Origin of the sequence: Kitasatospora sp. SC0581 (assembly GCF_048159585.1) — a bacterium.
GTDB lineage: Bacteria > Actinomycetota > Actinomycetes > Streptomycetales > Streptomycetaceae > Kitasatospora.
Genome location: NZ_JBLRWA010000036.1, coordinates 24,036 through 44,213, shown reverse-complemented (window position 1 = coordinate 44,213; position 20,178 = coordinate 24,036). Strand labels below are relative to the sequence as shown.

Here is a 20,178-nt window from a genome sequence, read left to right as displayed (position 1 = left end):
CCCCTCCCCCGGCGGCGGGGCGCCACAGGCACCAACTCCCGGTGAAGGGAACCAGGTTGAGCAGCGTTACGATCCGATCCGGGGCGGCCCGCGGGCCCGTCCTCCTGCTGCTCGCCCTCGGCCTGCTGCTCGCCCTCACCGCCTGCGGCGCCGCGAGCGGGACGGCCGGGGCAGCAGGGGCGGCCGTCTCCCGCACCCCCGACGCCGTCGAACCGCTGCCCGGCGAGCCCGCCCCCCGGCTCCCGGCCACCACCGCCTCCGCCGACGGCCGCCAGGTCACCGTCACCAGCGCCGAACGGGTCATCCCGCTCAACGGCAGCCTCGCCGAGCTGGTGTTCAGCCTCGGCCTCGGCCCCAAGGTGGTCGCCCGGGACGTCTCCACCACCTTCGAACAGGCCGCCGCCCTGCCGGTGATCACCCAGGCCCACGACGTCTCCGCCGAGGGCGTGCTCTCACTGCACCCCACCGTCGTCCTCGCCGACCGCTCCACCGGCCCGGCCGAGGCGATCGCGCAGATCCGGGCGGCCGGCGTCCCGCTGATCGTCCTGGACGACGCCAAGCGGCTGGCCGACGTCGGACCGCGCATCGACACCGTCGCCGCCGCACTCGGCGTCCCGGACGCCGGACGGCAGCTCAAGGAGCGCACCGAGCAGCGGATCGACCAGGCGATGGCCGCCGTCCCGGCCGACGGCCGGCACCCCCGGGTCGCCTTCCTCTACCTGCGCGGCAGCGCCTCCGTCTACCTGCTCGGCGGCCCCGGCTCCGGCGCCGGCTCGCTGATCGAGGCGGTCGGCGGCGAGGACGCCGGCACCGCCGCCGGCCTCACCAACAACTTCGTCCCGCTCACCAGCGAGGCCCTGGTCAAGGCCGCGCCCGACGCGATCCTGGTGATGAGCAAGGGGCTCGACTCGGTCGGCGGAACGGACGGCCTGCTCAAGCTGCCCGGCGTCGCCCAGACCCCGGCCGGGCTCGACCGCCGGATCGTCTCGATCGAGGACGGCCAGCTGCTCAGCTACGGCCCGCGCACCCCGCAGGTCCTGCGCGGGATCACCGCCCAGCTCTACCCGGCGGACGCCAAGTGACCACCGCCGTACGGGAGGAGAGCTCCCGCGAGGCGCCCGGGGAGAGCGCCGCGCCGACCGCCGGCCGGACCGCCCTGCTCACCGCCGGACTCGCCGCCGCCCTGCTCCTCTGCGCCCTCCTCGCGGCCGGCGTCGGCGCCTACCGCATCCCGCTCGGCGACATCCTCGCCTCCACCGCCCACCGCCTCGGCCTCGGCGGCCACGCCCTGGACCGGGTGCCCGAGTCCGTGCTGTGGAACGTCCGGCTGCCCCGGGTGGTGCTCGCCCTGCTGGTCGGCGGCTCGCTCGGCTGCGCCGGGGCACTGATGCAGGGCGTGTTCGGCAACCCGCTCGCCGAGCCCGCCGTGATCGGGGTCTCCTCCGGCAGCGCGGTCGGCACAGTGGCCTGCATCGTGCTCGGCCTGAACACCCTGGGCGGTTGGACGGCCCCCGTCTTCGCCTTCGCCGGCGGCCTGCTGACGGTCGTCGCGGTGTACGCGATGTCCCGCTCCGGCGGGCGCACCGAGGTGGTCACGCTGATCCTCACCGGCGTCGCCGTGAACGCCTTCTGCGGCGCGCTGATCGGCATCCTGCTGTTCATCGCCGACCCCGCCGCGATCAGCCAGGTCACCTTCTGGCAGCTCGGCTCGCTCTCCCAGGCCACCTGGGGCAAGGTGCTCGCCGTCCTGCCGTTCGCGCTGGCCGGCCTGGCCGTCGCCCCGCTGTACGCCCGCAGGCTGGACCTGCTGGCGCTCGGCGAGCGCCCGGCCCGCCACCTCGGGGTGGACGTCGAGCGGATGCGGCTGGCGCTGATCACCGTCGTCGCCCTGCTCACCGCGGCGGCCGTCGCGGTCAGCGGCATCGTCGGCTTCGTCGGCCTGGTCGTCCCGCACCTGCTGCGGATGCTCGCCGGGCCCGGCCACCGCTTCCTGCTGCCCGCCTCGGCACTCGGCGGCGCGCTGGTGCTGGTGGCCGCCGACCTCGCCTCCCGCACCGTCGCCGAGCCCGCCGAGATCCCGCTCGGGGTGGTCACCGCACTGATCGGCAGCCCGTTCTTCTTCTGGCTGCTGCGCCGGACCAGGACCAGGCAGGGAGGCTGGGCGTGAGACTGCGACGCCACCGGGAGATCCCCGAACGACCGGAGCCCGGAAGCGAGTTGCTCGCCGCCGAGGGCGTCCGGCTGAGCCTCGGCGGGCGCCCTCTGCTGGACGGCGCCGCCGTCCGGGTCGCGGCCGGCGAACTGGTCGCGCTGCTCGGGCCGAACGGCGCCGGCAAGTCCACCCTGCTGTCCGTACTGGCCGGCGACGTCCGGCCGGACGGCGGGTCGGTCACCCTGCGCGGCCGCCCGCCGGCCGACTACAGCGCCGCCGAACTCGCCCTGCACCGCGCCCTGTTGCCGCAGTCCGCCGCACTGTCCTTCCCGTTCCCGGCCGACGAGGTGGTCCGGATGGGCCGCGCGCCGTGGGCGGGCACCGCGGCGGCCGCCGAGGACGCGGCGGCCGTGGCCGAGGCGATGGCGGCCACCGAGTCCACCGCCTTCGCCGGGCGCCCGTTCACCGCCCTGTCCGGCGGCGAGCGGGCCCGGGTGGCGCTGGCCCGGGTGCTGGCCCAGCGCACCCCGCTGCTCCTGCTGGACGAGCCGACCGCCGCCCTCGACCTGCGCCACCAGGAGCTGGTGCTGCGGGTCGCCCGGGCCCGGGCCGCGGCCGGGGACGGGGTGGTCGTGGTGCTGCACGACCTGTCCCTGGCGGCGGCCTACGCGGACCGGGTGGTCCTGCTGACGGGCGGGGCGACGGTCGCGGACGGGCCGGTCGCCGAGGTGCTGCGGGCGCCGCTGCTCAGCGAGGTGTACGGGCACCCCGTCGAGGTGCTGGCGCACCCGCGCACCGGGGTGCCGCTGGTGCTGCCGGAGCGCTGAGCGCGTCGCCGGCGCTCAGTCCTCCAGCCGGAAGCCGACCTTGATGCACACCTGGTAGTGCTTGATCCGGCCGTCCTCCAGGTGGCCCCGGACCTGCGAGACCTCGAACCAGTCGAGGTTGCGCAGCGTCCGGGAGGCCCGCTCCACCCCGTTGCGGATCGCGGCGTCGACGCTCTCGGCCGAGGACCCGACGATCTCGGTCACCCGGTACACATGGTCGGTCATGGCGGACTCCCTCAGCTGTACGGACGCCCCCCGGTCCACCGTGCACCGACCCGGGTCCGCCCGCACCCCGACGGGTGGCCTCCGACGCCGCGGGCTGGTCCTAGAACGCCGCCCGCACCTCGCCGACCGGCACGCCGCCGCCGAGCAGCGGGGCCGCGCCGATCCGCTCGACGGTCCCGTCCGCCCCGGTCACCCCGAGCCGGCGCAGCGCGGCCGCCAGCACCGGGCCGCGGGCCCGCTCGGCGCCGTCCTCGATCTTGAAGGCCAGCGCCCGGCCGTCCGGCAGCGCGACCACCTGGACGGCCTCGGCGCCCATCTTGGACAGCGCGCCCGGCACCGCCCGCATCAGCCAGGTGTCGGCCCGCCGGGTGCCGGCCACGTACTCGGGGTGGGCGCGCATCGCGTCGGCGACGCGGCGCGGCCCGCTGCCCTCGGCGGCCAGCAGCAGGCCGCGGTAGCCGCGGGCCAGGCCGGTCAGCGACACGGCCAGCAGCGGCGCGCCGCAGCCGTCCACCCCGGCGTGCGCGGCGGTCTCGCCGGTGGCCTCCTCCAGGGCCTCGCGGGCCAGCCGCTGGATCGGGTGGGCCGGGTCGAGGTAGCTCTCGGTGTCCCAGCCGTTGGCCGTGCAGGCGGCCAGCCAGCCGGCGTGCTTGCCGGAGCAGTCCATCAGGATCGGGGCGCGCCCGCCGCCGGCGGCGAGCAGCAGCTCCGCCTCGGTCTCGTCCAGCGGCAGGTCGGCCGGGGTGCGCAGGGCCGACTCGTCGAGCCCGGCGGAGCCGAGGATGCTCCGCACGCCGTCGAGGTGAAACGATTCCGCGGAGTGGCTGGAGGCCACCAGCGCCAGCAGCTCGCCCTCGATCGCCAGCCCGGCCCGCAGCGTGGCCACCGCCTGGAACGGCTTGGCGGTCGACCGCGGAAAGACCGGGGCGTCCGGGTCGCCGAGCGCGAACTCGACCGAGCCGTCGGCCGCGAGCAGCACCAGGGAGCCGCGGTGGCGGCCCTCCACGAAGCCGGAGCGTATGACCTCGGCGAGAACGGGCGCGGGGGCGGGCAGGGACATGGCGGTGTGAGCCTTCCGGGGCGAGGGTGGGCCGGGAGCGAGCCGGGCCTCACCCGCCCGCGGCGACCCACCCGGTCAGAGCGGCCCCCGTGCGAGCAGGTCGTCGACCCGTGCTTCCCCATCACGGTACCTGCGGGTGATCTCGGCGTTGCAACCGTCGGCCGTGCGCAGCAGCCGCTGGCGCCGTCCGGACACCTCCCGCTCGTACGCCCGCAGCCGCTCCAGGGCGGCCAGCAGCTCCTCGGCCGGGTGCGCCGCCAGGTCGGCGAGCTGGACGTCGCCCATCAGCGCGTCCGCCTCCAGCCGGGACTCCCGGGTGCGCGGCGGCCCGAGGGTGACGTGCCGGGCCGAGCGCCGCACGGTGGAGGGCGCGTCGGTCAGGATGGCCGGCAGCCGGTCCAGCAGGTCGCCGGGGGCCGGGTCGGGGCCGGACGGGTCGGCCGTACGGACCGGGCCCGTGCCGGGCCGCCGGTCGAGTTCGGCGCGCAGGATGTCCATCCGCCCGTGCAGCAGCCGCCGCAGGTAGGACAGGTCGGCCTCCTGCTCCAGGGTCTCCCGGCGCAGCACCCGCAGCTGCTCCAGGCCCAGCCCCTCCAGGTCGGGCTCGTCCTCCGCTCCCGCCGCCGGACCGTCCGGGCCCCCGGGGGCCCGCACCACCGACCCGGACCGGTCCCGCGCCACGCTGCTCGCGTCCATCACCCAACCACCTGACGTCGTCCGATCCCGCCCGCTCGCGGCACCCCGTCGCTGCCGCCGGTCCGACCCGTCCCCCGACGGGCCGCGCGTCCCGTCCACCGGCCCGCCGGGAACCCCCGGAGGCTCCGGTCCCCGGCCGTGACGCCCACCGGGGCGGCACCGCCAGACGCCTGACCTACCGGCTCGACCGCCCGGCCGAACCCGGGTCCGGCGCGGCGGACCTCCTGGCGCCCCGGACCCCTCGTACGGTCCACCAGCGTGCCACCCCACCCGGCGCACGCGCACCGCCCGTGCACCCGAACGGCCCCCTGGCGAACGGGGGTGGCTGATATGACCAGCCCTTTCCCCAGGAAGAGTGGCGCCCGATTCCGCGCAGGCGCGCACCCCAGGGCGTGCACGGCCTTCATGCGCGCCCCTGGTGTGCGCCCTGGGGAGGCCGCCGGGGCGGAGGGATGGGGCCGACCGGAGGGGCGGCCGGGCGGAACGGCCGGGAAGGGTGCGGCGCTGAGCCGGGGGCACGGCGGATGCGCGGGCGCGGAGCGGCGGCGGACGCGCCGGGCGCGGGCCGCGCGGAAAGCACCCGGGGCTCCTCCGGAGGCCGTACGGCGCTCCGGCACAATGGCGGCATGCGAGCAGTGGTGCAGCGAGTGACCGAGGCCCGGGTGACCGTGGCCGGTGAGACCGTCGGCGCGATCGAGGGGCCCGGGCTCTGCGTCCTGGTCGGCGCCACCCACGACGACACCCCCGCCAAGGCCGCCCAACTGGCCCGCAAGCTCTGGACGCTGCGGCTGCTGCCCGCGAACGACGAGGGCGTCGAGCAGAGCTGCTCGGACCTCGGCGCCCCGCTGCTGGTGATCAGCCAGTTCACGCTCTACGGCGACGCCCGCAAGGGCCGCCGCCCCACCTGGAACGCCGCCGCCCCCGGCCCGGTCGCCGAGCCGCTGGTGGACGAGGTGGTGGCGCAGCTGCGCGCGCTGGGCGCCAAGGTGGAGACGGGCCGGTTCGGCGCCGACATGCGGGTGGCGCTGGTGAACGACGGCCCGTTCACCGTCCTCGTCGAGGTCTGACCCCGCCGGGGCCCCACCGGGCCCGGCCGGGGCGCCGAGCGGCCCCGGCGCGGCCCTGGACGGCCCTACTGCGGGACGATCACGTCCTGGGTGCCCGGCACCGTGCCGGCCAGCAGCACGGCGTCCACCGGGACGTTCCGCTTGACGATCGCCAGCGCGATCGGCCCCAGCTCGTGGTGCCGGGCCGAGGAGGTCACGAAGCCCAGCGCCCGCCCGTCCGGGTCGGTGGCCAGCCGCACCTCGGTGCCGTGCGGGGGCAGCGTCTCCTCGGTGCCGTCCAGGTGCAGGAAGACCAGCCGGCGCGGCGGACGGCCCAGGTTGTGCACCCGGGCGACGGTCTCCTGGCCGCGGTAGCAGCCCTTCTGCAGGTGGACGGCGGTGCGCAGCCAGTCCACCTCGTGCGGGATGGTCCGGTGGTCGGTCTCGAAGCCCAGCCGGGGCCGGTGGCCCTCGATCCGCAGCGCCTCGTACGCCCAGACCCCGGCCGCCGGGCCGTACCCGGCGGTGAGCCGCTCCAACTCGGCGCGCGGCACGAACAGGTCGCGCCCGTACGGGAGTTCGCGGACGGCGGCGGCGCCCTCGACGGAGGCGGTGGAGCCGGCCGGCAGGTGGACCACGGCGTACTCGGCGGTCGCGTCGGCGACCTCCACCCGGTAGAAGAACTTCATGCCCTCCAGGTAGGCGACCAGCGCCTCCTGGGTGCCCGGCTCGACGTGCGCCCAGGTGGTGGTGCCGTCGTCCACCAGGTAGAGCGCGTGCTCGACGTGCCCGTTCGGGGAGAGCACCAGCGCCTCGGCGGCCTGCTGCGGCGGCAGCTCGCTGACGTGCTGGGTGAGCAGCAGGTGCAGCCAGGAGAGCCGGTCCGCGCCGGTCACGGTGACCACGCCGCGGTGCGAGAGGTCGACGAAGCCGACGCCCTGCGACAGCCTGCGTTGCTCGCGGAAGATGTCGCCGTAGTGGGCGGCGACGCCCTCGTCGGCCCCCTCGGCGGGGACGGCTCCGGGCAGGGAAAGCAGCGGGCTCTTCACACCGGTCATACCGGCCAGCTTACGGCTGGTCCCCGACGAGCTTGGCGGTGCAGTCGGCGCAGCGGCCGAAGATGGCGAAGTGCTTGAGGTCGGTGTCGAAGCCGTGCCGCTCGCGCAGGCTGTCGATCAGCGGCTGGGCGATCTCGGTGCCGGTCTCGGTGACCTTGTCGCAGTCCCGGCAGACCAGGTGCAGGTGGTGGTGGCGGCCGGCCAGGTGGTAGGTCGGGGCGCCGTGGCCGAGGTGGGCGTGCGAGACCAGGCCCAGCTCCTCCAGCAGCTCCAGGGTCCGGTAGACGGTGGAGATGTTGACGCCGCTGGCGGTCCGGCGGACGTGGCAGAGGATGTCGTCGGGGGTGGCGTGGTCGAGCTCGTCGACGGCCTCCAGCACGAGCTGCCGCTGCGGGGTGAGCCGGTACCCGCGTTCGCGCAGGTCGGCCTTCCAGTCGCCGGAGAGCTGCCAGTCGGTGGTGCCGGTGTCCGCCACGGTACTCGTCCCTGCCAATGGTCGGGGGTCCTGGAGCAAGTGTAGGGACCGGCCGGGGGCCGGTCCCTACCTCGTGCACGGAAGTGCCGGTCGCGCGATCGGCCTACTTGAAGAAGGCGATGCCGTCGTCCGGCAGGTCGTTGATGTCCTTGATCAGCTGGGCCGGGCTGAGCACCTTCTTCAGCTGGGCGGACATGTACGGGCGCAGCGGCACGCTCGGGGCGGCCTTCTCGCCGACCCAGAGCAGCTCGCCGTTGACGAAGCCGTACAGCCGCTTGCCGCCCGAGTACTCCGGGGAGCCCTCGATCCGGGCGACCGCGTCGGTGGAGACGTCGACCTGGGGCTTGCCGTCGGCCAGCTCGCCGTACCAGATCTCGACCGTGCCGTCGTCGCGGACGGAGGAGATCTCGATCCCCCGGACACCGCTGGTGCCGTCGTGGTTACTGGTGATGCGCCAGAACGCGTGCTCGTTCTCCAGCGGACGGACCTTCTCGCCCTCGCTGTCCAGCACCCAGGTCCGGGAGCGGAACTCCAGGAAGGGGCGGCCGTCGTGGCGGATCACGATCTCCTGGCCGAAGTTGCACTTCTCCGCGCCCGGGAAGTCGTAGACGCCCGCGCCCTCCCAGGTGCCGAGGAGGAAGGCGAGCGGGACGACGTCCCTGTGGAGGTCAGAAGGGATCTCGATCATGTTCCTGGTCGCTGTTCTCGTCGGTGTGGGACTGCCTCAACCGTACGGCAGTCTCAGCGCTGGCCCTGGTACAGCTTCATCACCGAGAAGATGGCGAACCAGGTGATCAGCACGGCCATGAGGGCCAGCAGACCGTCGAAGAAGATTTCCAGACCGGACACGGGTGGCTCCCAGGCGGCGACAGTGTGGTGGATTGTGCTCGGCTCACTCTATCCGCCGGGTTCCGGAGGGTCGCGGTGAGCCCCACCACGTCGCCGTTCGCGCCGTCCTCCCGCGGCTGCTCAAGCTTTGCCCAAGGCTTCCGGGGATGCCGGACGGCGGGGGCGCCGGCACCTCTAAGGTGGCGCCATGGCGAAGAAACTGGTCATCAAGGTCACCGCAGGGGCGGACGCGCCGGAGCGGTGCTCGCAGGCGTTCACGGTGGCGGCGGTGGCCGTCGCCAGCGGGATCGAGGTCTCGCTCTGGCTGACCGGGGAGTCCTCCTGGTTCGCGCTGCCGGGCCGGGCCGCGGAGTTCGAACTGCCGCACGCGGCGCCGCTGCCGGACCTGCTGGAGTCGATCCTGGCGGCCGGCTCGGTGACGCTGTGCACCCAGTGCGCGGCCCGGCGCGGGATCACGCAGCAGGACACCGTCGAGGGTGTCCGCATCGCGGGCGCCCAGGTCTTCGTCAGCGAGATCATGTCGGACAACGTCCAGGCGCTCGTGTACTGAGGCACCTCGCACATTGACGCCTACGGGCGTTCCTCGTGGTCGGGGCGGTCCCGGTCGTGGCCGGGCTCGTCCCACTTCGGGTCGTCCCAGCGCGGGTCGTTCCACCAGTCGTCGTCCGGGTCGCGCTTGTTGGCGAACACCGCGGCGGCCGGCGGGATGACCATCGCGACCACGCACATGCCGATCGCCGCGCCGACCGAGAAGAACCGCACCACGCCCCAGGCCATGACGAACAGGCCCAGGCACACGCCCATCATGGCGAAGTAGTAGCGACGCCGCCGCCTTGCCTGCACCCCTCCACGGTACGACCGAGGGCCCCTGCTCGGCAGGGGCCCTCGGAGTCTGGTCCGGGATCGTCCCGGCTCCGGTCAGACCGCGATCGCGACCTCGACGGCGGTGCCCTGGGAGGCCACCACCTGACGGTCCACGGTCTGGCCCGGCACCAGCGCGCGCAGGGTCCACTTGCCCGGGCGGGCGAAGAACCGGAACTGGCCGGTCGCCGAGGTGGGCACCTCGGCCGTGAACTCGCCGCCCTCGTCCAGCAGCCGCACGTAGCCGTTGACCGGCTCTCCGTCGCGGGTCACCGAACCCTGGATGATCGTCTCGTTCGCCACGTCAACTCCTGCCAGGTCCGGGCCGCCGGCCTTCGCACCGCACATGTCTGTCTCCTTCTGACTTACGGGTCGAGCCGGGGGCTCAGTTGCTGCCGAGCTCGATCGGCACGCCGACCAGGCTGCCGTACTCGGTCCACGAGCCGTCGTAGTTCTTGACGTTCTCCTGGCCGAGCAGCTCGTGCAGCACGAACCAGGTGAGCGCGGAGCGCTCGCCGATGCGGCAGTAGGCGATGGTGTCCTTCGCCAGGTCGATGCCCTCGGCCTCGTACAGCGCCTTGAGCTCGTCGTCGCTCTTGAAGGTGCCGTCGTCGTTGGCGTTCTTGGCCCACGGGATGTTGCGGGCGCTCGGCACGTGGCCGGGGCGCTGCGACTGCTCCTGCGGGAGGTGCGCCGGGGCGAGCAGCTTGCCGGAGAACTCGTCGGGCGAGCGGACGTCGACCAGGTTCAGGGTGCCGATGGCGGCGATCACGTCGTCGCGGAAGGCGCGGATCGAGGCGTCGGCGGCCTGCGCCGTGTACTCGGTGGCCGGGCGGGCCGGCACCTCGGCGACCAGGTCGCGGGAGTCCAGCTCCCACTTCTTGCGGCCGCCGTCCAGCAGGCGGACGTCGCCGTGGCCGTACAGCTTGAAGTACCAGTAGGCGTACGAGGCGAACCAGTTGTTGTTGCCGCCGTACAGCACCACGGTCTGGTCGTTGGCGATGCCCTTGGCGCTCAGCAGGGCCTCGAAGCCGGCCTGGTCGATGAAGTCGCGGCGGACCGGGTCCTGGAGGTCCTGCTTCCAGTCGATCCGGACGGCGTTGCGGATGTGGTTCTTCTCGTACGCGGAGGTGTCCTCGTCGACCTCGACGATGACGACCTTCGGGTCGTCCAGGTGGGCCTGGACCCAGTCGGCGTCGACCAGGACGTCGCTGCGGCTCATGGTGGGTTCTCCATCCGAGGGCGGTTGTGCGGAAGGTGCTGCTCAGGAGGGTGCTGCAGGGTGCCCGGGAGGATGCGGTCCGAAACCCTGTCCGAATAGCGGGACGAGGGGGTGGGCCGGTGCGGCCGGGCAGGAGACTGCGGAGTACCTCGGCGACCGCCGGCCCGGGGGGCCGGGCGCGGTCGCCGGAAAGATCGGCGGCGGGCGTCAACTGCCCTGCCGGGGGCGCCGAATCAGCGCATTCGACACAGACAGGCGGCCACGCGGCACAGGTCTACCGCCCGCCGCTTCGTGAGGTCCGTCTGTCGCTTCATGCCGACGATGCTAGGGACACCGGAGGCCCGCTGTCATCAGCGTATCGAATAGTGGGATCAGAACGACCGGATGATGGGATTTACCCCCGGTCCGGCCTGTCCGGGCCCGGCCGGCGGCCCCCGGAGGGCGTGCGCGGGGCGCGAACGACACCGCTCCACGGCCCGCGCTGGACAGCGCGTCTCGCGGAGCGGAACGATTCGGCACAGCCGTGGGCGGGCCCCGGGGACGGGCCGGGGATGGGCCGGGGATGGGCTGGGCACGGGCCTGGATCAACCCAGGAGCTTGACGTCCTTGCCGTCGAAGGTCAGCTGGAGGCCCTCCGGCAGCGGCGTCACACCGCCGCCCCCGCCCTCCTTGTCGGCCAGCTTCAGCCCGGCCGGCAGCGAGTCCAGGGTGAAGCTCATCGGCTCCAGCTGCTGGTTGGTGGCGCCGGCCACCAGCCCCGCCAGCGAGCTCAGCCGGAAGCCGTCCACCGTGACGGTGTTCCCCTTGTTGCGCACGCTGCCCTCGCCGATCTCGATCGGACCCAGCGAGGCCTTGACCTTGCCCGGACCGGCGTAGGCCAGGCTCAGCCGGGAGTTGCCGCCCACCGGCAGCTTGGCCCCGTGCAGCAGCTGGGAGGCGGGCGGCAGCAGCTGCGCGAGGTCCGGGTAGGAGATCACCCCGCTGCCGGTGCCGCTGTCCACCGTGGCACTGCTCATGCTGTCGCTGACCTTGACGCCGGCGAGCCGCGCCTTGAACGAGTGCAGCGCCACCTGGTGGCTGCCGTCGCCGACGGCCAGGCCGTCGGAGGAGATCCGGACGTCGTCCAGCTTCATCGACAGCACCTGGGTGAGGAACGGGAAGCCCTCGATCGAGACGTCCGGGCGCTGGCTCATCCGGCCGCTCTTCACGATCCGGTCGGCGGCCTCGTCCTCGGCCACGCCCACCGCGATCCGATCGGCCCCCAGCAGCAGGCCGGAGAGCACCGCCAGGCCGATCGTGGCCTTCAGCCATCCGCGCATCGTGTCCCCCGTCGTCGCCGGTCGCTGTGGTCGTTCGTCGCTGTGGTCGTTCGCAGTGGGTCGTTCACCGTTCCGTGGCGGACGCAGGACACGTCCGCCCTCGCACGACCGTACGACGTCCCGCCCCGGAACATGGTTCCGGGGCGGGAATTCGACCTGAACAGGCCTGGACGGGTGGGTACGGGTGGCTCAGGCCAGCAGCTCCGTGGCGATCCAGGCCAGCGGCGCGGCCACCGCCAGCGGCAGCGCCACGCCCGCCGTCATGTGCACGAAGCGGGACGGGAAGTCGTACGCCGCGACCCGACGGCCGACCAGCGCACCCAGCCCGGCCAGCGCACCGAGCGCCAACGGGGCCCCGACCAGCAGGCCCAGCAGCACCGCCGCGGCCAGGCCCAGCACCGGGCCCAGCTGCTTCGGCCCGGGCAGCGGCGCCGCGGCCAGCAGGGTGGCCAGCGCCACCGCGCCCACCGCGGCCGGCACCCAGTCGGCCAGCAGCAGCGCGGTGCACAGCACCGTCACCACGGTGGCCGAGCCGAGCACGGTCAGCGCGTAGAACCGCTCCTTCGGGTCCGACGGGCGGAACGTCTGCAGCACCAGGACGAGCAGGAAGAACCCGCCCAGGGTGCCCACCACGGCCGCCACGCCACCGTCGGAGTCCGCCAGCAGCACCGCCACGTCCGCCGTCAGGCCCGCCAGCGCGGCGAGCAGGATGCCCTGCCGGGCCGGCCACATGCCGTTCAGCCGGAACCAGCCGGCCGCCGTCAGCAGCTGGAGCGGCGCGACCACCAGGGCCAGCGCGACCTGCCCGAGCGCGGCACCGCCGGCCAGCAGCGCGGCGATGCCCACCGTGATCAGGGCCGGCTGCAGGCCCGGGTCGATGATCGGCGAGCCGGTCCGGCCGCGCGGACCGGCGGGCGGCACCGCCTGCGGCGGGACGGCCCCGTACGGCGGCGCGACGGGGGCGCCCAGCGGGCCGGGGGCCACCGGGCGCTTGAGCGTCATGGTCGGCGGGTCGAAGGCCTCCGCCGCCTGCTGCGCGGGGGCCTGCTGCGGCGCCGGGGCCGCATGCCGGGCCCGCGGCCCCGGCGGCCGGGGGAGCTGCAGCTGGATCGTCGGATCCGGCTGGGGCTGCACCGGCTGCTCCGGCGGCCGCCGCCGCTGCCGCGGCTGCGGGGCCTGCTGCGGCTGCGGGACCTGCTGGGCCTGCTGGGCCTGCGGCGGCTGGTACGGCTGGTGGGCCTGCTGCGGCTGGTGACCCTGCGGCTGATGCGGCTGGTACGGCTGGTGGGCCTGCTGCGGCTGGTGACCCTGCGGCTGATGCGGCTGGTGACCCTGCTGCCGGGGCGCGCCCGACAGCGGACCGGACACCACCACCGGCGGCAGCAGCGCCGTCGCCTCGGCGTCGCTCACCGCCGGCACCGGCGGCAGCAGGGTGGTCGCGGCCGCGTCGTCGAACGCGGGCACCGCCGGCAGCACCGCGGTCGCCGCCGCGTCGTCCACCGGGTAGCCGTACGGCGACTGGTGGCCGGGCTGCTGCGGCGGGACGTACGGCTGCTGCTGCGGGTACGGCTGCTGTCCCTGCGGCGGGTAGGGCTGGTGGGCCTGCTGCGGCCACTCGCCGTGGCCGCCGTGGTTCGGGTGGTTCGGGTTGTTCATGTCCGTCACGCCGCTCAGCCTCCCGCGAACGGCGGGAGGACCTCGACCGTCCCGCCCTCGGTCAGGGCGACGGTCGCGTGGTCGCGGCCGCCCACCTGGGCCCCGTCGACCAGGTACGAGCAGTGCCCGAGCAGCTGGACGAGCTTCGGCCGGTCGGCGTGCCGCGCCCTGGCCGCCGTCAGCGCCTCCGCCAGGGTCGCCGCCTCGTACGGCTCCTCGGCCAGCCCGGCCTCGGACTTCGCCGCCGCCCAGTAGCGGATCGTCCCGCGCACCCGGGCGCCGCTCGCGGGCTCGGTGGTCGCGCCCATCGGGCCACCCCTTCTCGTCGTCCTCGCCCGGCTCCGGTACCCCGGTCCGGCTCGCCACCGCGACGGCCGCCCGACCACCCGAACGATGGACCCGAACAGCGCCTCCGATGTGCGCCCCCCATGATGGCGTGTCGGCCACCACGAGCGGCAATCGCCCTGGCCGGACCGGCACGGAGTACGCACCGGCCTCGCACCGGACCGCCACCCGGAGGCGCCGGACCAGCGCCGGACCGGCGCTCGAAGCTGTGTCCAGCCTCACCCGGCGCACGCCCGAATTGGGCGAACCGCCGGATTCCGGCACTCCCGGCGGAGGGGGCGGTCGGCTATCCTCGACCACCAAGAGGGATCCGGGCAGAGTCGCCCCCGGGTCCTTTTGTGCTTCCAGGACGCCGGTACGGACGTTCTTGCGATTCGTCGGCCCACCCCCGGCGCGCAGCAGGGACCTCCCGGCCGGCGCGGCACAACGACGTGCCCCGGCCGGCCGGGGCATCGCCACCCGGCACCGGGCCGCCACCCGGCGCCGGACCAGACCGGAGGGTTCGCGGTGAGGAACAGGGCAGAAACGGTGCGCCCGGGGTTGCGGGCCCCCCGGCGGACCCGCCGTCGCGCCCCGCACGCCGTCCGCTCCCCCGGTCCGCCGCGACCGGCCGTCGTCCTCCCCTCCCCCTCAGCACGTGCGCCATCCGGCTGTGGCGGCAGCCGTCACGCGACCGCGACGACCCGGAAAGGGGACCACCGGGTATGAGTTCTCTCCTCCTCCTCACCAATGCGCTGCAACCGTCCGCCGAAGTGCTGCCCGCCCTCGGACTGCTGCTGCACAACGTCCGGGTGGCCCCCGCCGAGGGCTCGGCCCTGGTGGACACGCCCAGCGCGGACGTCATCCTGGTCGACGGCCGGCGGGACCTGCCGCAGATCCGCAGCCTCTGCCAGCTGCTGCGGTCCACCGGCATCGGCTGCCCGCTGATCCTGGTGGTCACCGAGGGCGGCCTGGCCGCCGTCACCGCCGAGTGGGGCATCGACGACGTCCTGCTGGACACCGCGGGCCCGGCCGAGGTCGAGGCCCGGCTGCGGCTCGCGCTCGGCCGCCTCCAGGTCGTCACCGACGACAGCCCGATGGAGATCCGCAACGGCGACCTCTCGGTCGACGAGGCGACCTACTCCGCCAAGCTCAAGGGCCGGGCGCTCGACCTCACCTTCAAGGAGTTCGAGCTGATCAAGTACCTCGCGCAGCACCCCGGCCGGGTCTTCACCCGGGCGCAGCTGCTGCAGGAGGTCTGGGGCTACGACTACTTCGGCGGCACCCGGACGGTGGACGTGCACGTCCGGCGGCTGCGCGCCAAGCTCGGCGTGGAGCACGAGCAGCTGATCGGCACGGTGCGCAACGTCGGCTACCGCTTCGTCGTCCCGGAGAAGCCCGAGAAGGGCGAGCGGCCGGAGCTCGCCCAGCGCCCCGCCACCCCCCTGGACGCCTGAGGACCGGCCGGGCGGGCCGTCCCCCGCCCGGCTTGTCCGGTTCCTCCCGGAGCCGCCCGCCGGCCTGCCGAACAAGGCCCCAGCTCCCCCTGCCGCCCCGGAGGCCACACGCGTAGACTCCCCCCGTGGCCAAAGTGACGCGCGACGATGTAGCCCGGCTGGCTGGTACCTCGACCGCGGTCGTCAGCTACGTCATCAACAACGGTCCGCGCCCGGTCGCACCCGCGACCCGGGAGAAGGTCCTCGCGGCGATCGACCAGCTCGGCTACCGGCCGAACAGCGTCGCCCAGGCGATGGCCTCCCGGCGCACCAACCTCATCGGCATGGTCGTCCCGGACGCCCGCCAGCCCTTCTTCGCCGAGATGGCGCACGCCGTGGAACGGGCCGCCTCCGAGCGCGGCAAGCTCGTGCTGATCGGCAACTCCGACTACGTGGACGACCGCGAGGTGCACTACGTCCGCGCCTTCCTCGGGATGCGCGTCTCCGGCCTGATCCTGGTCAGCCAGGGCCCCTCGCAGCGCGCCGCCGAGGAGTTCGCCGCGATGGAGGGCGCCAAGGTCGTGCTGCTGCACCGCCGGCCCGAGGCGATCGACGACGTCGCGGTGGTCACCGACGACGTGGCGGGCGCCGAGGCGATCGTGCGCCACCTGCTGGAGGTGCACGGGCACCCGTACGTGGCCTGCTTCGGCGGCCCGGTCGAGTCCCCCGCCCCCGGCGACCCGGTCATCGACCACGTCGAGGGCTGGCAGCGCGCCATGGACGCGCACGGCGTCCCCACCGAGCCGCACCTGATCGACGCGCCCTTCCACCGCTACGGCGCCTACGACGTCGCGCTCGGCGTGCTCCGCTCGCCGGACCGGCCGCGGGCGATCTTCTGCTCCACCGACGACCAGGCGATCGGCGTGCTGCGGGCCGCCCGCGAGGTCGGCCTGCGGGTCCCGGAGGACCTCGCGGTGGCCGGCTTCGACGACGTGCCGGAGGCCGCGCTCGCCGACCCGCCGCTGACCACCGTCGCCTCCGACCGCGACGCGATGGCCCGGGCCGCCGTGGACCTGGTGCTGGACGACTCGCTGATGGTGCCCGGCTCGGACACCGAGCGGGTCCGCACCTTCCCGTCCCGGCTGGTCATCCGCCGTTCCTGCGGCTGCGGCGGCGACGCCCCCGGCCGGTCGTAGCGGAGTAGCCGGCCCGGACCGGAGCGGCGGGCCCGTACCGGAGCGGCCGGTTCCGCTCGACAGGCGGGCTGACCAGGCTTTATGAGAACCCAACGGGCTTCTCTCCCCGTTCTGAGCCGGTTCTCATCCACTCCTCATGCACCGGGCCGAGCTTGGTCGACATGAGCGAGAAGCAGCAGCACCCCAGCGAGCAGTACGGCCCGTACGAGCCCCACGAGCAGTACGACCCCTACCAGGCCCACGGCCGGTACGGGCAGCACGGCCAGTACCAGGCCCCCGGGCAGTACGAGGCCCAGGAGCCCCGGGTGATCGAGGGCACCGTGCTCGGCAGCGGCCCGGCCGCCGGCGGCTCCGGCACCACCGGCGCGGACGGGTACGGGCCCGGGTACAGCTACCGCGAGGACCACTCCGACGGCGGCTTCGACGCCCCGCCGCCGCCCCCGCCGATCCCGCCCGAGCCGCCCACGATCCTCGGACCGGGCTCCCCCGAGGGCCCCGGCCACCACGGCGGCCGGGCCCGGCGCGGACTGCTGCGCGGCCGGCTCGCCCTGGTCACCGCCGTCGCCGCGGTCGCGGCCGTCCTCGGCGGGGTCACCGGCGGCCTGGTCGCCGCCGACCACCAGGGCTCCGAGAACCGCGTCGGCACCATCGCCAGCCCGGTCTCCGCCCGCTCCGACGGCACCGCCGACGTGGCCGCCGTCGCCGCCGCCGTCTCGCCCAGCACCGTCGAGATCACCGTCAAGACCGGCAACGGCACCGCCACCGGCACCGGCGTCGTCCTGAACACCGACGGACAGATCCTCACCAACTACCACGTGATCGACACCGCGTCCGCCGGCGGCCGGATCACCGTCACCTTCAAGGACGGCTCCACCGCCCAGGCCACCGTCACCGGCACCGACAAGGCCCTCGACGTCGCCGTGATCACCGCCACCGGCGCGAAGAACCTCACCCCCGCCGTCCTCGGCGACTCCTCCACCGTGGCCATCGGCGACCCGGTCGTCGCCATCGGCAACCCCGACGGCCTCACCGGCACCGTCACCTCCGGCATCATCAGCGCCGAGAACCGCGACGTCACCGTCCAGCTCGACGAGGGCAGCACCAGCAACAACGGCGGCTTCGGCCTCCCCTACCTGCCCGGCGTGCCCGGCCTGCGCGGCACCGCCCCGCAGTCCGACAGCGGCAGCACCACCACCTACAAGGCCTTCCAGACCGATGCCGCGCTCAACCCCGGCAACTCCGGCGGCCCGCTCATCAACGCCAACGGCCAGGTCATCGCCATCAACTCGGCGATGTACGCGCCCGGCGGATCCGGCTCCTCCGGCGGCTCGGCCGGCAGCGTCGGCCTCGGCTTCGCCATCCCGATCAACGACATCAAGCAGGTCCTGCCGAAGCTCGAAGCCGGCCAGAACCTGTGAGCACCGCTCCCTGAGACGGACAATTGCTCCCAGCAGGCCCTCCACCCGACGAGAAAGGGCACCCGCCCATGACCCCGTCCGCCGACGACCGCACCACCGCCGAGGCCGGCCACCCCTTCGCCCGGCTCCTCGTGGTCGACGACGAACCCGCCCTCCGGGACGCCCTGGAGAGCAGCCTCGCCTTCGAGGGGTACGAGGTCGCCACCGCCACCGACGGCTACGAAGCCCTGGAATCCGTCGAACGCGACCGGCCCGACCTCGTCCTGCTGGACATCATGATGCCCCGGATGGACGGCCTCACCGCCGTCCGCCGGATGCGCTCCCGCGGCGACACCGTCCCGGTGCTGATGCTGACCGCCCGCGACGCCGTCGGCGACCGCGTCACCGGCCTCGACGTCGGCGCCGACGACTACCTCGCCAAGCCCTTCGAGCTCGACGAACTGCTCGCCCGCGTCCGCGCCCTGCTGCGCCGCAACGCCCTCGCCGCCGAGGCCGCCGCCCGCGCCGCCGTCGAGGACGAGAGCGAGGTGCTCGCCTTCGCCGACCTGCGGATGAACACCGCCACCCGCGAGGTCACCCGGGCCGGCAAGCCGATCGAGCTCACCCGCACCGAGTTCATGCTGCTGGAGATGTTCCTCGCCCACCCCCGCCAGGTCCTCACCCGCGAACAGATCCTCAAGGCGGTCTGGGGCTTCGACTTCGAGCCCTCCTCCAACTCCCTCGACGTGTACGTGATGTACCTGCGCCGCAAGACCGAGCAGGGCGGCATGCCCCGCCTGATCCAGACCGTACGCGGCGTCGGCTACGCCCTGCGCCCGGCCGCCGGCACGAGCGCGTGAACCACGTCCCGCCCCCACCGCTGGCACCCCCGCTGGCACCGCCCCGCACGCCCCGCCGCCGACAGCGTCTCCTCCACTGGTTCCGCTCCCGCTCGCTGCGCAGCCGCCTCACCTTCCTGAGCGCGGCGGCGGTGGCGGTGGCGATCGCGCTGTCGGCGCTGGCGTGCTGGTTCATCGTGGAGAAGCAGCTCTACGACCAGGTGCGGACCGACCTGGCCAACGCGACGCTGCCGCCGGGGCCCCGAGTGCCCCTGCTCTGCTACCCGACCGCGGAACAGGCCCTGGCGAACCAGCCGACGGGCCTCACCTCGGAGAACGGCAGCGCGGTGGCCCGGGACACCCAGTTCGTGAAGGCCAACCCGACGGGCGTCTGCCTGCCCCCGAACGCGACCAAGGCGATCGTGGTCCAGCCCGGTGACGCAGCCGGGTTCAAGCTCAAGAACGGCCAGTCGATCATCCGCGACGGCCGTTTCACCGACGGGACCCCGGCAGTCGTCCGGATCTCGCTGGCCCACTCCGCGTCGGGGCCGGCCCTGCTGATGGTGGCCACCTCCACCCAGCCCGTCGAGGACTCCCTCCAGGGCCTCGCCATCCTGCTCGGCGCGGTCTCCGCCGGCGGCATCCTGCTCGCCGCCATCGCCGGCCGGCTGGTCGCCCGCTCCTCCCTCAAGCCCGTCGACCAGCTCACCGACGCCGTCGAGCACATCGCCCGGACCGAGGAGGTGGGCACCACCATCCCGGTCAACGGACACGACGAGATCGCCCGCCTCTCCACGTCCTTCAACTCGATGAGCACCGCCCTCGCCAACTCCCGCGAGCGGCAGACCCGGCTGATAGCCGACGCCGGGCACGAGCTCCGCACCCCGCTGACCTCCCTGCGCACCAACGTCGACCTGCTGATCCGCAGCAACGACACCGGCCGCCCGCTGCCCGCCGCCACCAAGACCAAGCTGCTCGGCAACATGAAGGCGCAGATGCAGGAGCTCACCGTGCTGATCGGCGACCTGCTCCAGCTCTCCCGCCCGGACACCCCGAAGAGCGGCCCGGCCCCCACCGTGGTCGCCCTGCACGAGCTCGCCGGACGGGCCGTCGAACGGGCCAAGCTGCGCGGCCCGGGGCTGGTCTTCGAGACCGACACCGAGCCCTGGTACGTGCACGGCGACGCGGCCGGGCTGGAACGGGCGGTGATCAACCTGCTGGACAACGCGGTCAAGTACAGCCCGCCCGGCGGCACCATCGACGTCCGGCTGCACCGGGGCGTGCTGACCGTCCGTGACCACGGCCCCGGCATCCCGCCGGACGAGCTCCAGTACGTCTTCGACCGGTTCTGGCGCTCGCCCTCCTCGCGCCAGCTGCCCGGCTCCGGCCTCGGGCTGTCGATCGTCGCGCAGAGCGTCCGGGAGGCGGGTGGCGAGGTCACCCTCGGCCCGGCCGCGGACGGCGGTCCGGGCGCGCTGGCCACCGTCCGCCTGCCCGGCGGCCCCGCCCCGGAATGACGGAATGACGGAATGACGAAAGG

Annotated in this window: 23 protein-coding genes; 10 read left to right on the top strand and 13 right to left on the bottom strand. The window is 74.3% G+C overall.

What is annotated here, in order from left to right:
* The first annotated feature begins 56 nt into the window (after positions 1 to 56).
* The 3 genes from ACLWS4_RS33360 (at position 57) to ACLWS4_RS33350 (ending at position 2,979) form a co-directional block, all read left to right on the top strand.
* Positions 57 to 1,082 carry a heme/hemin ABC transporter substrate-binding protein gene (locus tag ACLWS4_RS33360; RefSeq protein ID WP_416876078.1) on the top strand — a complete coding sequence of 342 codons (1,026 nt, stop codon included), beginning with the start codon at positions 57 to 59 and terminating at the stop codon, positions 1,080 to 1,082.
* Positions 1,083 to 1,156: 74 nt separating this feature from the next.
* Entirely contained in the window at positions 1,157 to 2,167 is a 1,011-nt protein-coding gene (locus ACLWS4_RS33355) for a FecCD family ABC transporter permease (RefSeq protein ID WP_380778621.1), read from the top strand.
* 2 nt (positions 2,168 to 2,169) lie between these two features.
* Entirely contained in the window at positions 2,170 to 2,979 is an 810-nt protein-coding gene (locus ACLWS4_RS33350; protein ID WP_416876085.1) for a heme ABC transporter ATP-binding protein, read from the top strand.
* A 15-nt stretch (positions 2,980 to 2,994) separates the two neighbouring features.
* Here ACLWS4_RS33350 and ACLWS4_RS33345 read toward each other — a convergent pair whose 3' ends face one another.
* From ACLWS4_RS33345 to ACLWS4_RS33335, 3 genes are all read right to left on the bottom strand, one after another.
* Positions 2,995 to 3,204 carry a dodecin gene (locus ACLWS4_RS33345; protein ID WP_049661518.1) on the bottom strand — a complete coding sequence of 70 codons (210 nt, stop codon included), beginning with the start codon at positions 3,202 to 3,204 and terminating at the stop codon, positions 2,995 to 2,997.
* 100 nt (positions 3,205 to 3,304) lie between these two features.
* On the bottom strand, positions 3,305 to 4,264 hold the full coding sequence (locus ACLWS4_RS33340) for an asparaginase (RefSeq protein WP_416876077.1): 960 nt from the start codon (positions 4,262 to 4,264) through the stop codon (positions 3,305 to 3,307).
* A 75-nt stretch (positions 4,265 to 4,339) separates the two neighbouring features.
* On the bottom strand, positions 4,340 to 4,960 hold the full coding sequence (locus ACLWS4_RS33335; protein ID WP_234348561.1) for an ABC transporter substrate-binding protein: 621 nt from the start codon (positions 4,958 to 4,960) through the stop codon (positions 4,340 to 4,342).
* A gap of 626 nt (positions 4,961 to 5,586) precedes the next feature.
* Between ACLWS4_RS33335 and dtd the strand changes: the two genes are divergently transcribed.
* A complete protein-coding gene (dtd, locus tag ACLWS4_RS33330; protein ID WP_049656260.1) occupies positions 5,587 to 6,027 on the top strand; it encodes a D-aminoacyl-tRNA deacylase in 441 nt (146 codons plus the stop codon).
* 65 nt (positions 6,028 to 6,092) lie between these two features.
* On the opposite strand, the gene ACLWS4_RS33325 is transcribed toward dtd, so the two are convergent.
* The 3 genes from ACLWS4_RS33325 to ACLWS4_RS33315 all read right to left on the bottom strand — a co-directional run bounded on the left by ACLWS4_RS33325 (position 6,093) and on the right by ACLWS4_RS33315 (position 8,227).
* Positions 6,093 to 7,055 carry a YgfZ/GcvT domain-containing protein gene (locus tag ACLWS4_RS33325; RefSeq protein ID WP_117491889.1) on the bottom strand — a complete coding sequence of 321 codons (963 nt, stop codon included), beginning with the start codon at positions 7,053 to 7,055 and terminating at the stop codon, positions 6,093 to 6,095.
* 19 nt (positions 7,056 to 7,074) lie between these two features.
* The gene (locus ACLWS4_RS33320) at positions 7,075 to 7,539 is read right to left on the bottom strand and encodes a Fur family transcriptional regulator (protein WP_049656259.1); all 465 of its coding nucleotides are present in this window, start codon (positions 7,537 to 7,539) and stop codon (positions 7,075 to 7,077) included.
* A gap of 103 nt (positions 7,540 to 7,642) precedes the next feature.
* The gene (locus tag ACLWS4_RS33315) at positions 7,643 to 8,227 is read right to left on the bottom strand and encodes an FABP family protein (RefSeq protein ID WP_049656257.1); all 585 of its coding nucleotides are present in this window, start codon (positions 8,225 to 8,227) and stop codon (positions 7,643 to 7,645) included.
* Positions 8,228 to 8,575: 348 nt separating this feature from the next.
* Here ACLWS4_RS33315 and ACLWS4_RS33310 point away from each other — a divergent pair, with 348 nt between their 5' ends.
* Positions 8,576 to 8,938: a DsrE family protein gene (locus ACLWS4_RS33310; RefSeq protein WP_049656255.1), complete on the top strand. Its 363-nt coding sequence runs from the start codon at positions 8,576 to 8,578 to the stop codon at positions 8,936 to 8,938.
* Positions 8,939 to 8,958: 20 nt separating this feature from the next.
* Here the strand turns inward: ACLWS4_RS33310 and ACLWS4_RS33305 are convergent, their stop codons facing one another.
* The 7 genes from ACLWS4_RS33305 to ACLWS4_RS33275 all read right to left on the bottom strand — a co-directional run bounded on the left by ACLWS4_RS33305 (position 8,959) and on the right by ACLWS4_RS33275 (position 13,754).
* A complete protein-coding gene (locus ACLWS4_RS33305) occupies positions 8,959 to 9,231 on the bottom strand; it encodes a DUF3099 domain-containing protein (RefSeq protein WP_082346012.1) in 273 nt (90 codons plus the stop codon).
* Positions 9,232 to 9,306: 75 nt separating this feature from the next.
* Positions 9,307 to 9,597: a DUF1416 domain-containing protein gene (locus ACLWS4_RS33300; RefSeq protein WP_030059605.1), complete on the bottom strand. Its 291-nt coding sequence runs from the start codon at positions 9,595 to 9,597 to the stop codon at positions 9,307 to 9,309.
* Positions 9,598 to 9,634: 37 nt separating this feature from the next.
* Positions 9,635 to 10,471 (bottom strand): sulfurtransferase, encoded by an 837-nt coding sequence (locus ACLWS4_RS33295; protein WP_049656251.1) that lies wholly within the window; start codon positions 10,469 to 10,471, stop codon positions 9,635 to 9,637.
* Positions 10,472 to 10,704: 233 nt separating this feature from the next.
* Entirely contained in the window at positions 10,705 to 10,785 is an 81-nt protein-coding gene (locus ACLWS4_RS33290) for an Ms5788A family Cys-rich leader peptide (RefSeq protein ID WP_350517234.1), read from the bottom strand.
* Between the two features lie 270 nt (positions 10,786 to 11,055).
* The gene (locus ACLWS4_RS33285; protein ID WP_049656250.1) at positions 11,056 to 11,790 is read right to left on the bottom strand and encodes a DUF2993 domain-containing protein; all 735 of its coding nucleotides are present in this window, start codon (positions 11,788 to 11,790) and stop codon (positions 11,056 to 11,058) included.
* A gap of 189 nt (positions 11,791 to 11,979) precedes the next feature.
* Positions 11,980 to 13,455: a hypothetical protein gene (locus tag ACLWS4_RS33280; RefSeq protein WP_416876076.1), complete on the bottom strand. Its 1,476-nt coding sequence runs from the start codon at positions 13,453 to 13,455 to the stop codon at positions 11,980 to 11,982.
* 5 nt (positions 13,456 to 13,460) lie between these two features.
* Positions 13,461 to 13,754 carry a MoaD/ThiS family protein gene (locus tag ACLWS4_RS33275; protein ID WP_416876075.1) on the bottom strand — a complete coding sequence of 98 codons (294 nt, stop codon included), beginning with the start codon at positions 13,752 to 13,754 and terminating at the stop codon, positions 13,461 to 13,463.
* Positions 13,755 to 14,495: 741 nt separating this feature from the next.
* Between ACLWS4_RS33275 and ACLWS4_RS33270 the strand changes: the two genes are divergently transcribed.
* From ACLWS4_RS33270 to ACLWS4_RS33250, 5 genes are all read left to right on the top strand, one after another.
* On the top strand, positions 14,496 to 15,227 hold the full coding sequence (locus tag ACLWS4_RS33270; protein ID WP_074006427.1) for a response regulator transcription factor: 732 nt from the start codon (positions 14,496 to 14,498) through the stop codon (positions 15,225 to 15,227).
* Between the two features lie 125 nt (positions 15,228 to 15,352).
* A complete protein-coding gene (locus ACLWS4_RS33265; protein ID WP_416876074.1) occupies positions 15,353 to 16,402 on the top strand; it encodes a LacI family DNA-binding transcriptional regulator in 1,050 nt (349 codons plus the stop codon).
* Positions 16,403 to 16,563: 161 nt separating this feature from the next.
* Positions 16,564 to 17,820: a S1C family serine protease gene (locus ACLWS4_RS33260; protein WP_079272946.1), complete on the top strand. Its 1,257-nt coding sequence runs from the start codon at positions 16,564 to 16,566 to the stop codon at positions 17,818 to 17,820.
* 68 nt (positions 17,821 to 17,888) lie between these two features.
* Entirely contained in the window at positions 17,889 to 18,659 is a 771-nt protein-coding gene (locus ACLWS4_RS33255) for a response regulator transcription factor (protein WP_074006426.1), read from the top strand.
* Complete coding sequence (locus tag ACLWS4_RS33250; protein ID WP_234348484.1) at positions 18,656 to 20,155, top strand: HAMP domain-containing sensor histidine kinase; 1,500 nt, start codon at positions 18,656 to 18,658, stop codon at positions 20,153 to 20,155. Before ACLWS4_RS33255 ends, ACLWS4_RS33250 begins: the two co-directional genes overlap by 4 nt.
* Positions 20,156 to 20,178 lie beyond the last annotated feature (23 nt).

Bases quoted from the DNA above. Each gene is read 5' to 3' on its own strand.
- ACLWS4_RS33275 (WP_416876075.1), bottom strand. From the start codon at position 13,754: ATGGGCGCGACCACCGAGCCCGCGAGCGGCGCCCGGGTGCGCGGGACG.
- ACLWS4_RS33310 (WP_049656255.1), top strand. From the start codon at position 8,576: ATGGCGAAGAAACTGGTCATCAAGGTCACCGCAGGGGCGGACGCGCCG.
- dtd (WP_049656260.1), top strand. From the start codon at position 5,587: ATGCGAGCAGTGGTGCAGCGAGTGACCGAGGCCCGGGTGACCGTGGCC.
- ACLWS4_RS33285 (WP_049656250.1), bottom strand. From the start codon at position 11,790: ATGCGCGGATGGCTGAAGGCCACGATCGGCCTGGCGGTGCTCTCCGGC.
- ACLWS4_RS33335 (WP_234348561.1), bottom strand. From the start codon at position 4,960: ATGGACGCGAGCAGCGTGGCGCGGGACCGGTCCGGGTCGGTGGTGCGG.
- ACLWS4_RS33290 (WP_350517234.1), bottom strand. From the start codon at position 10,785: ATGAAGCGACAGACGGACCTCACGAAGCGGCGGGCGGTAGACCTGTGC.
- ACLWS4_RS33295 (WP_049656251.1), bottom strand. From the start codon at position 10,471: ATGAGCCGCAGCGACGTCCTGGTCGACGCCGACTGGGTCCAGGCCCAC.
- ACLWS4_RS33260 (WP_079272946.1), top strand. From the start codon at position 16,564: ATGAGCGAGAAGCAGCAGCACCCCAGCGAGCAGTACGGCCCGTACGAG.
- ACLWS4_RS33255 (WP_074006426.1), top strand. From the start codon at position 17,889: ATGACCCCGTCCGCCGACGACCGCACCACCGCCGAGGCCGGCCACCCC.
- ACLWS4_RS33270 (WP_074006427.1), top strand. From the start codon at position 14,496: ATGAGTTCTCTCCTCCTCCTCACCAATGCGCTGCAACCGTCCGCCGAA.
- ACLWS4_RS33315 (WP_049656257.1), bottom strand. From the start codon at position 8,227: ATGATCGAGATCCCTTCTGACCTCCACAGGGACGTCGTCCCGCTCGCC.
- ACLWS4_RS33345 (WP_049661518.1), bottom strand. From the start codon at position 3,204: ATGACCGACCATGTGTACCGGGTGACCGAGATCGTCGGGTCCTCGGCC.
- ACLWS4_RS33300 (WP_030059605.1), bottom strand. From the start codon at position 9,597: ATGTGCGGTGCGAAGGCCGGCGGCCCGGACCTGGCAGGAGTTGACGTG.
- ACLWS4_RS33340 (WP_416876077.1), bottom strand. From the start codon at position 4,264: ATGTCCCTGCCCGCCCCCGCGCCCGTTCTCGCCGAGGTCATACGCTCC.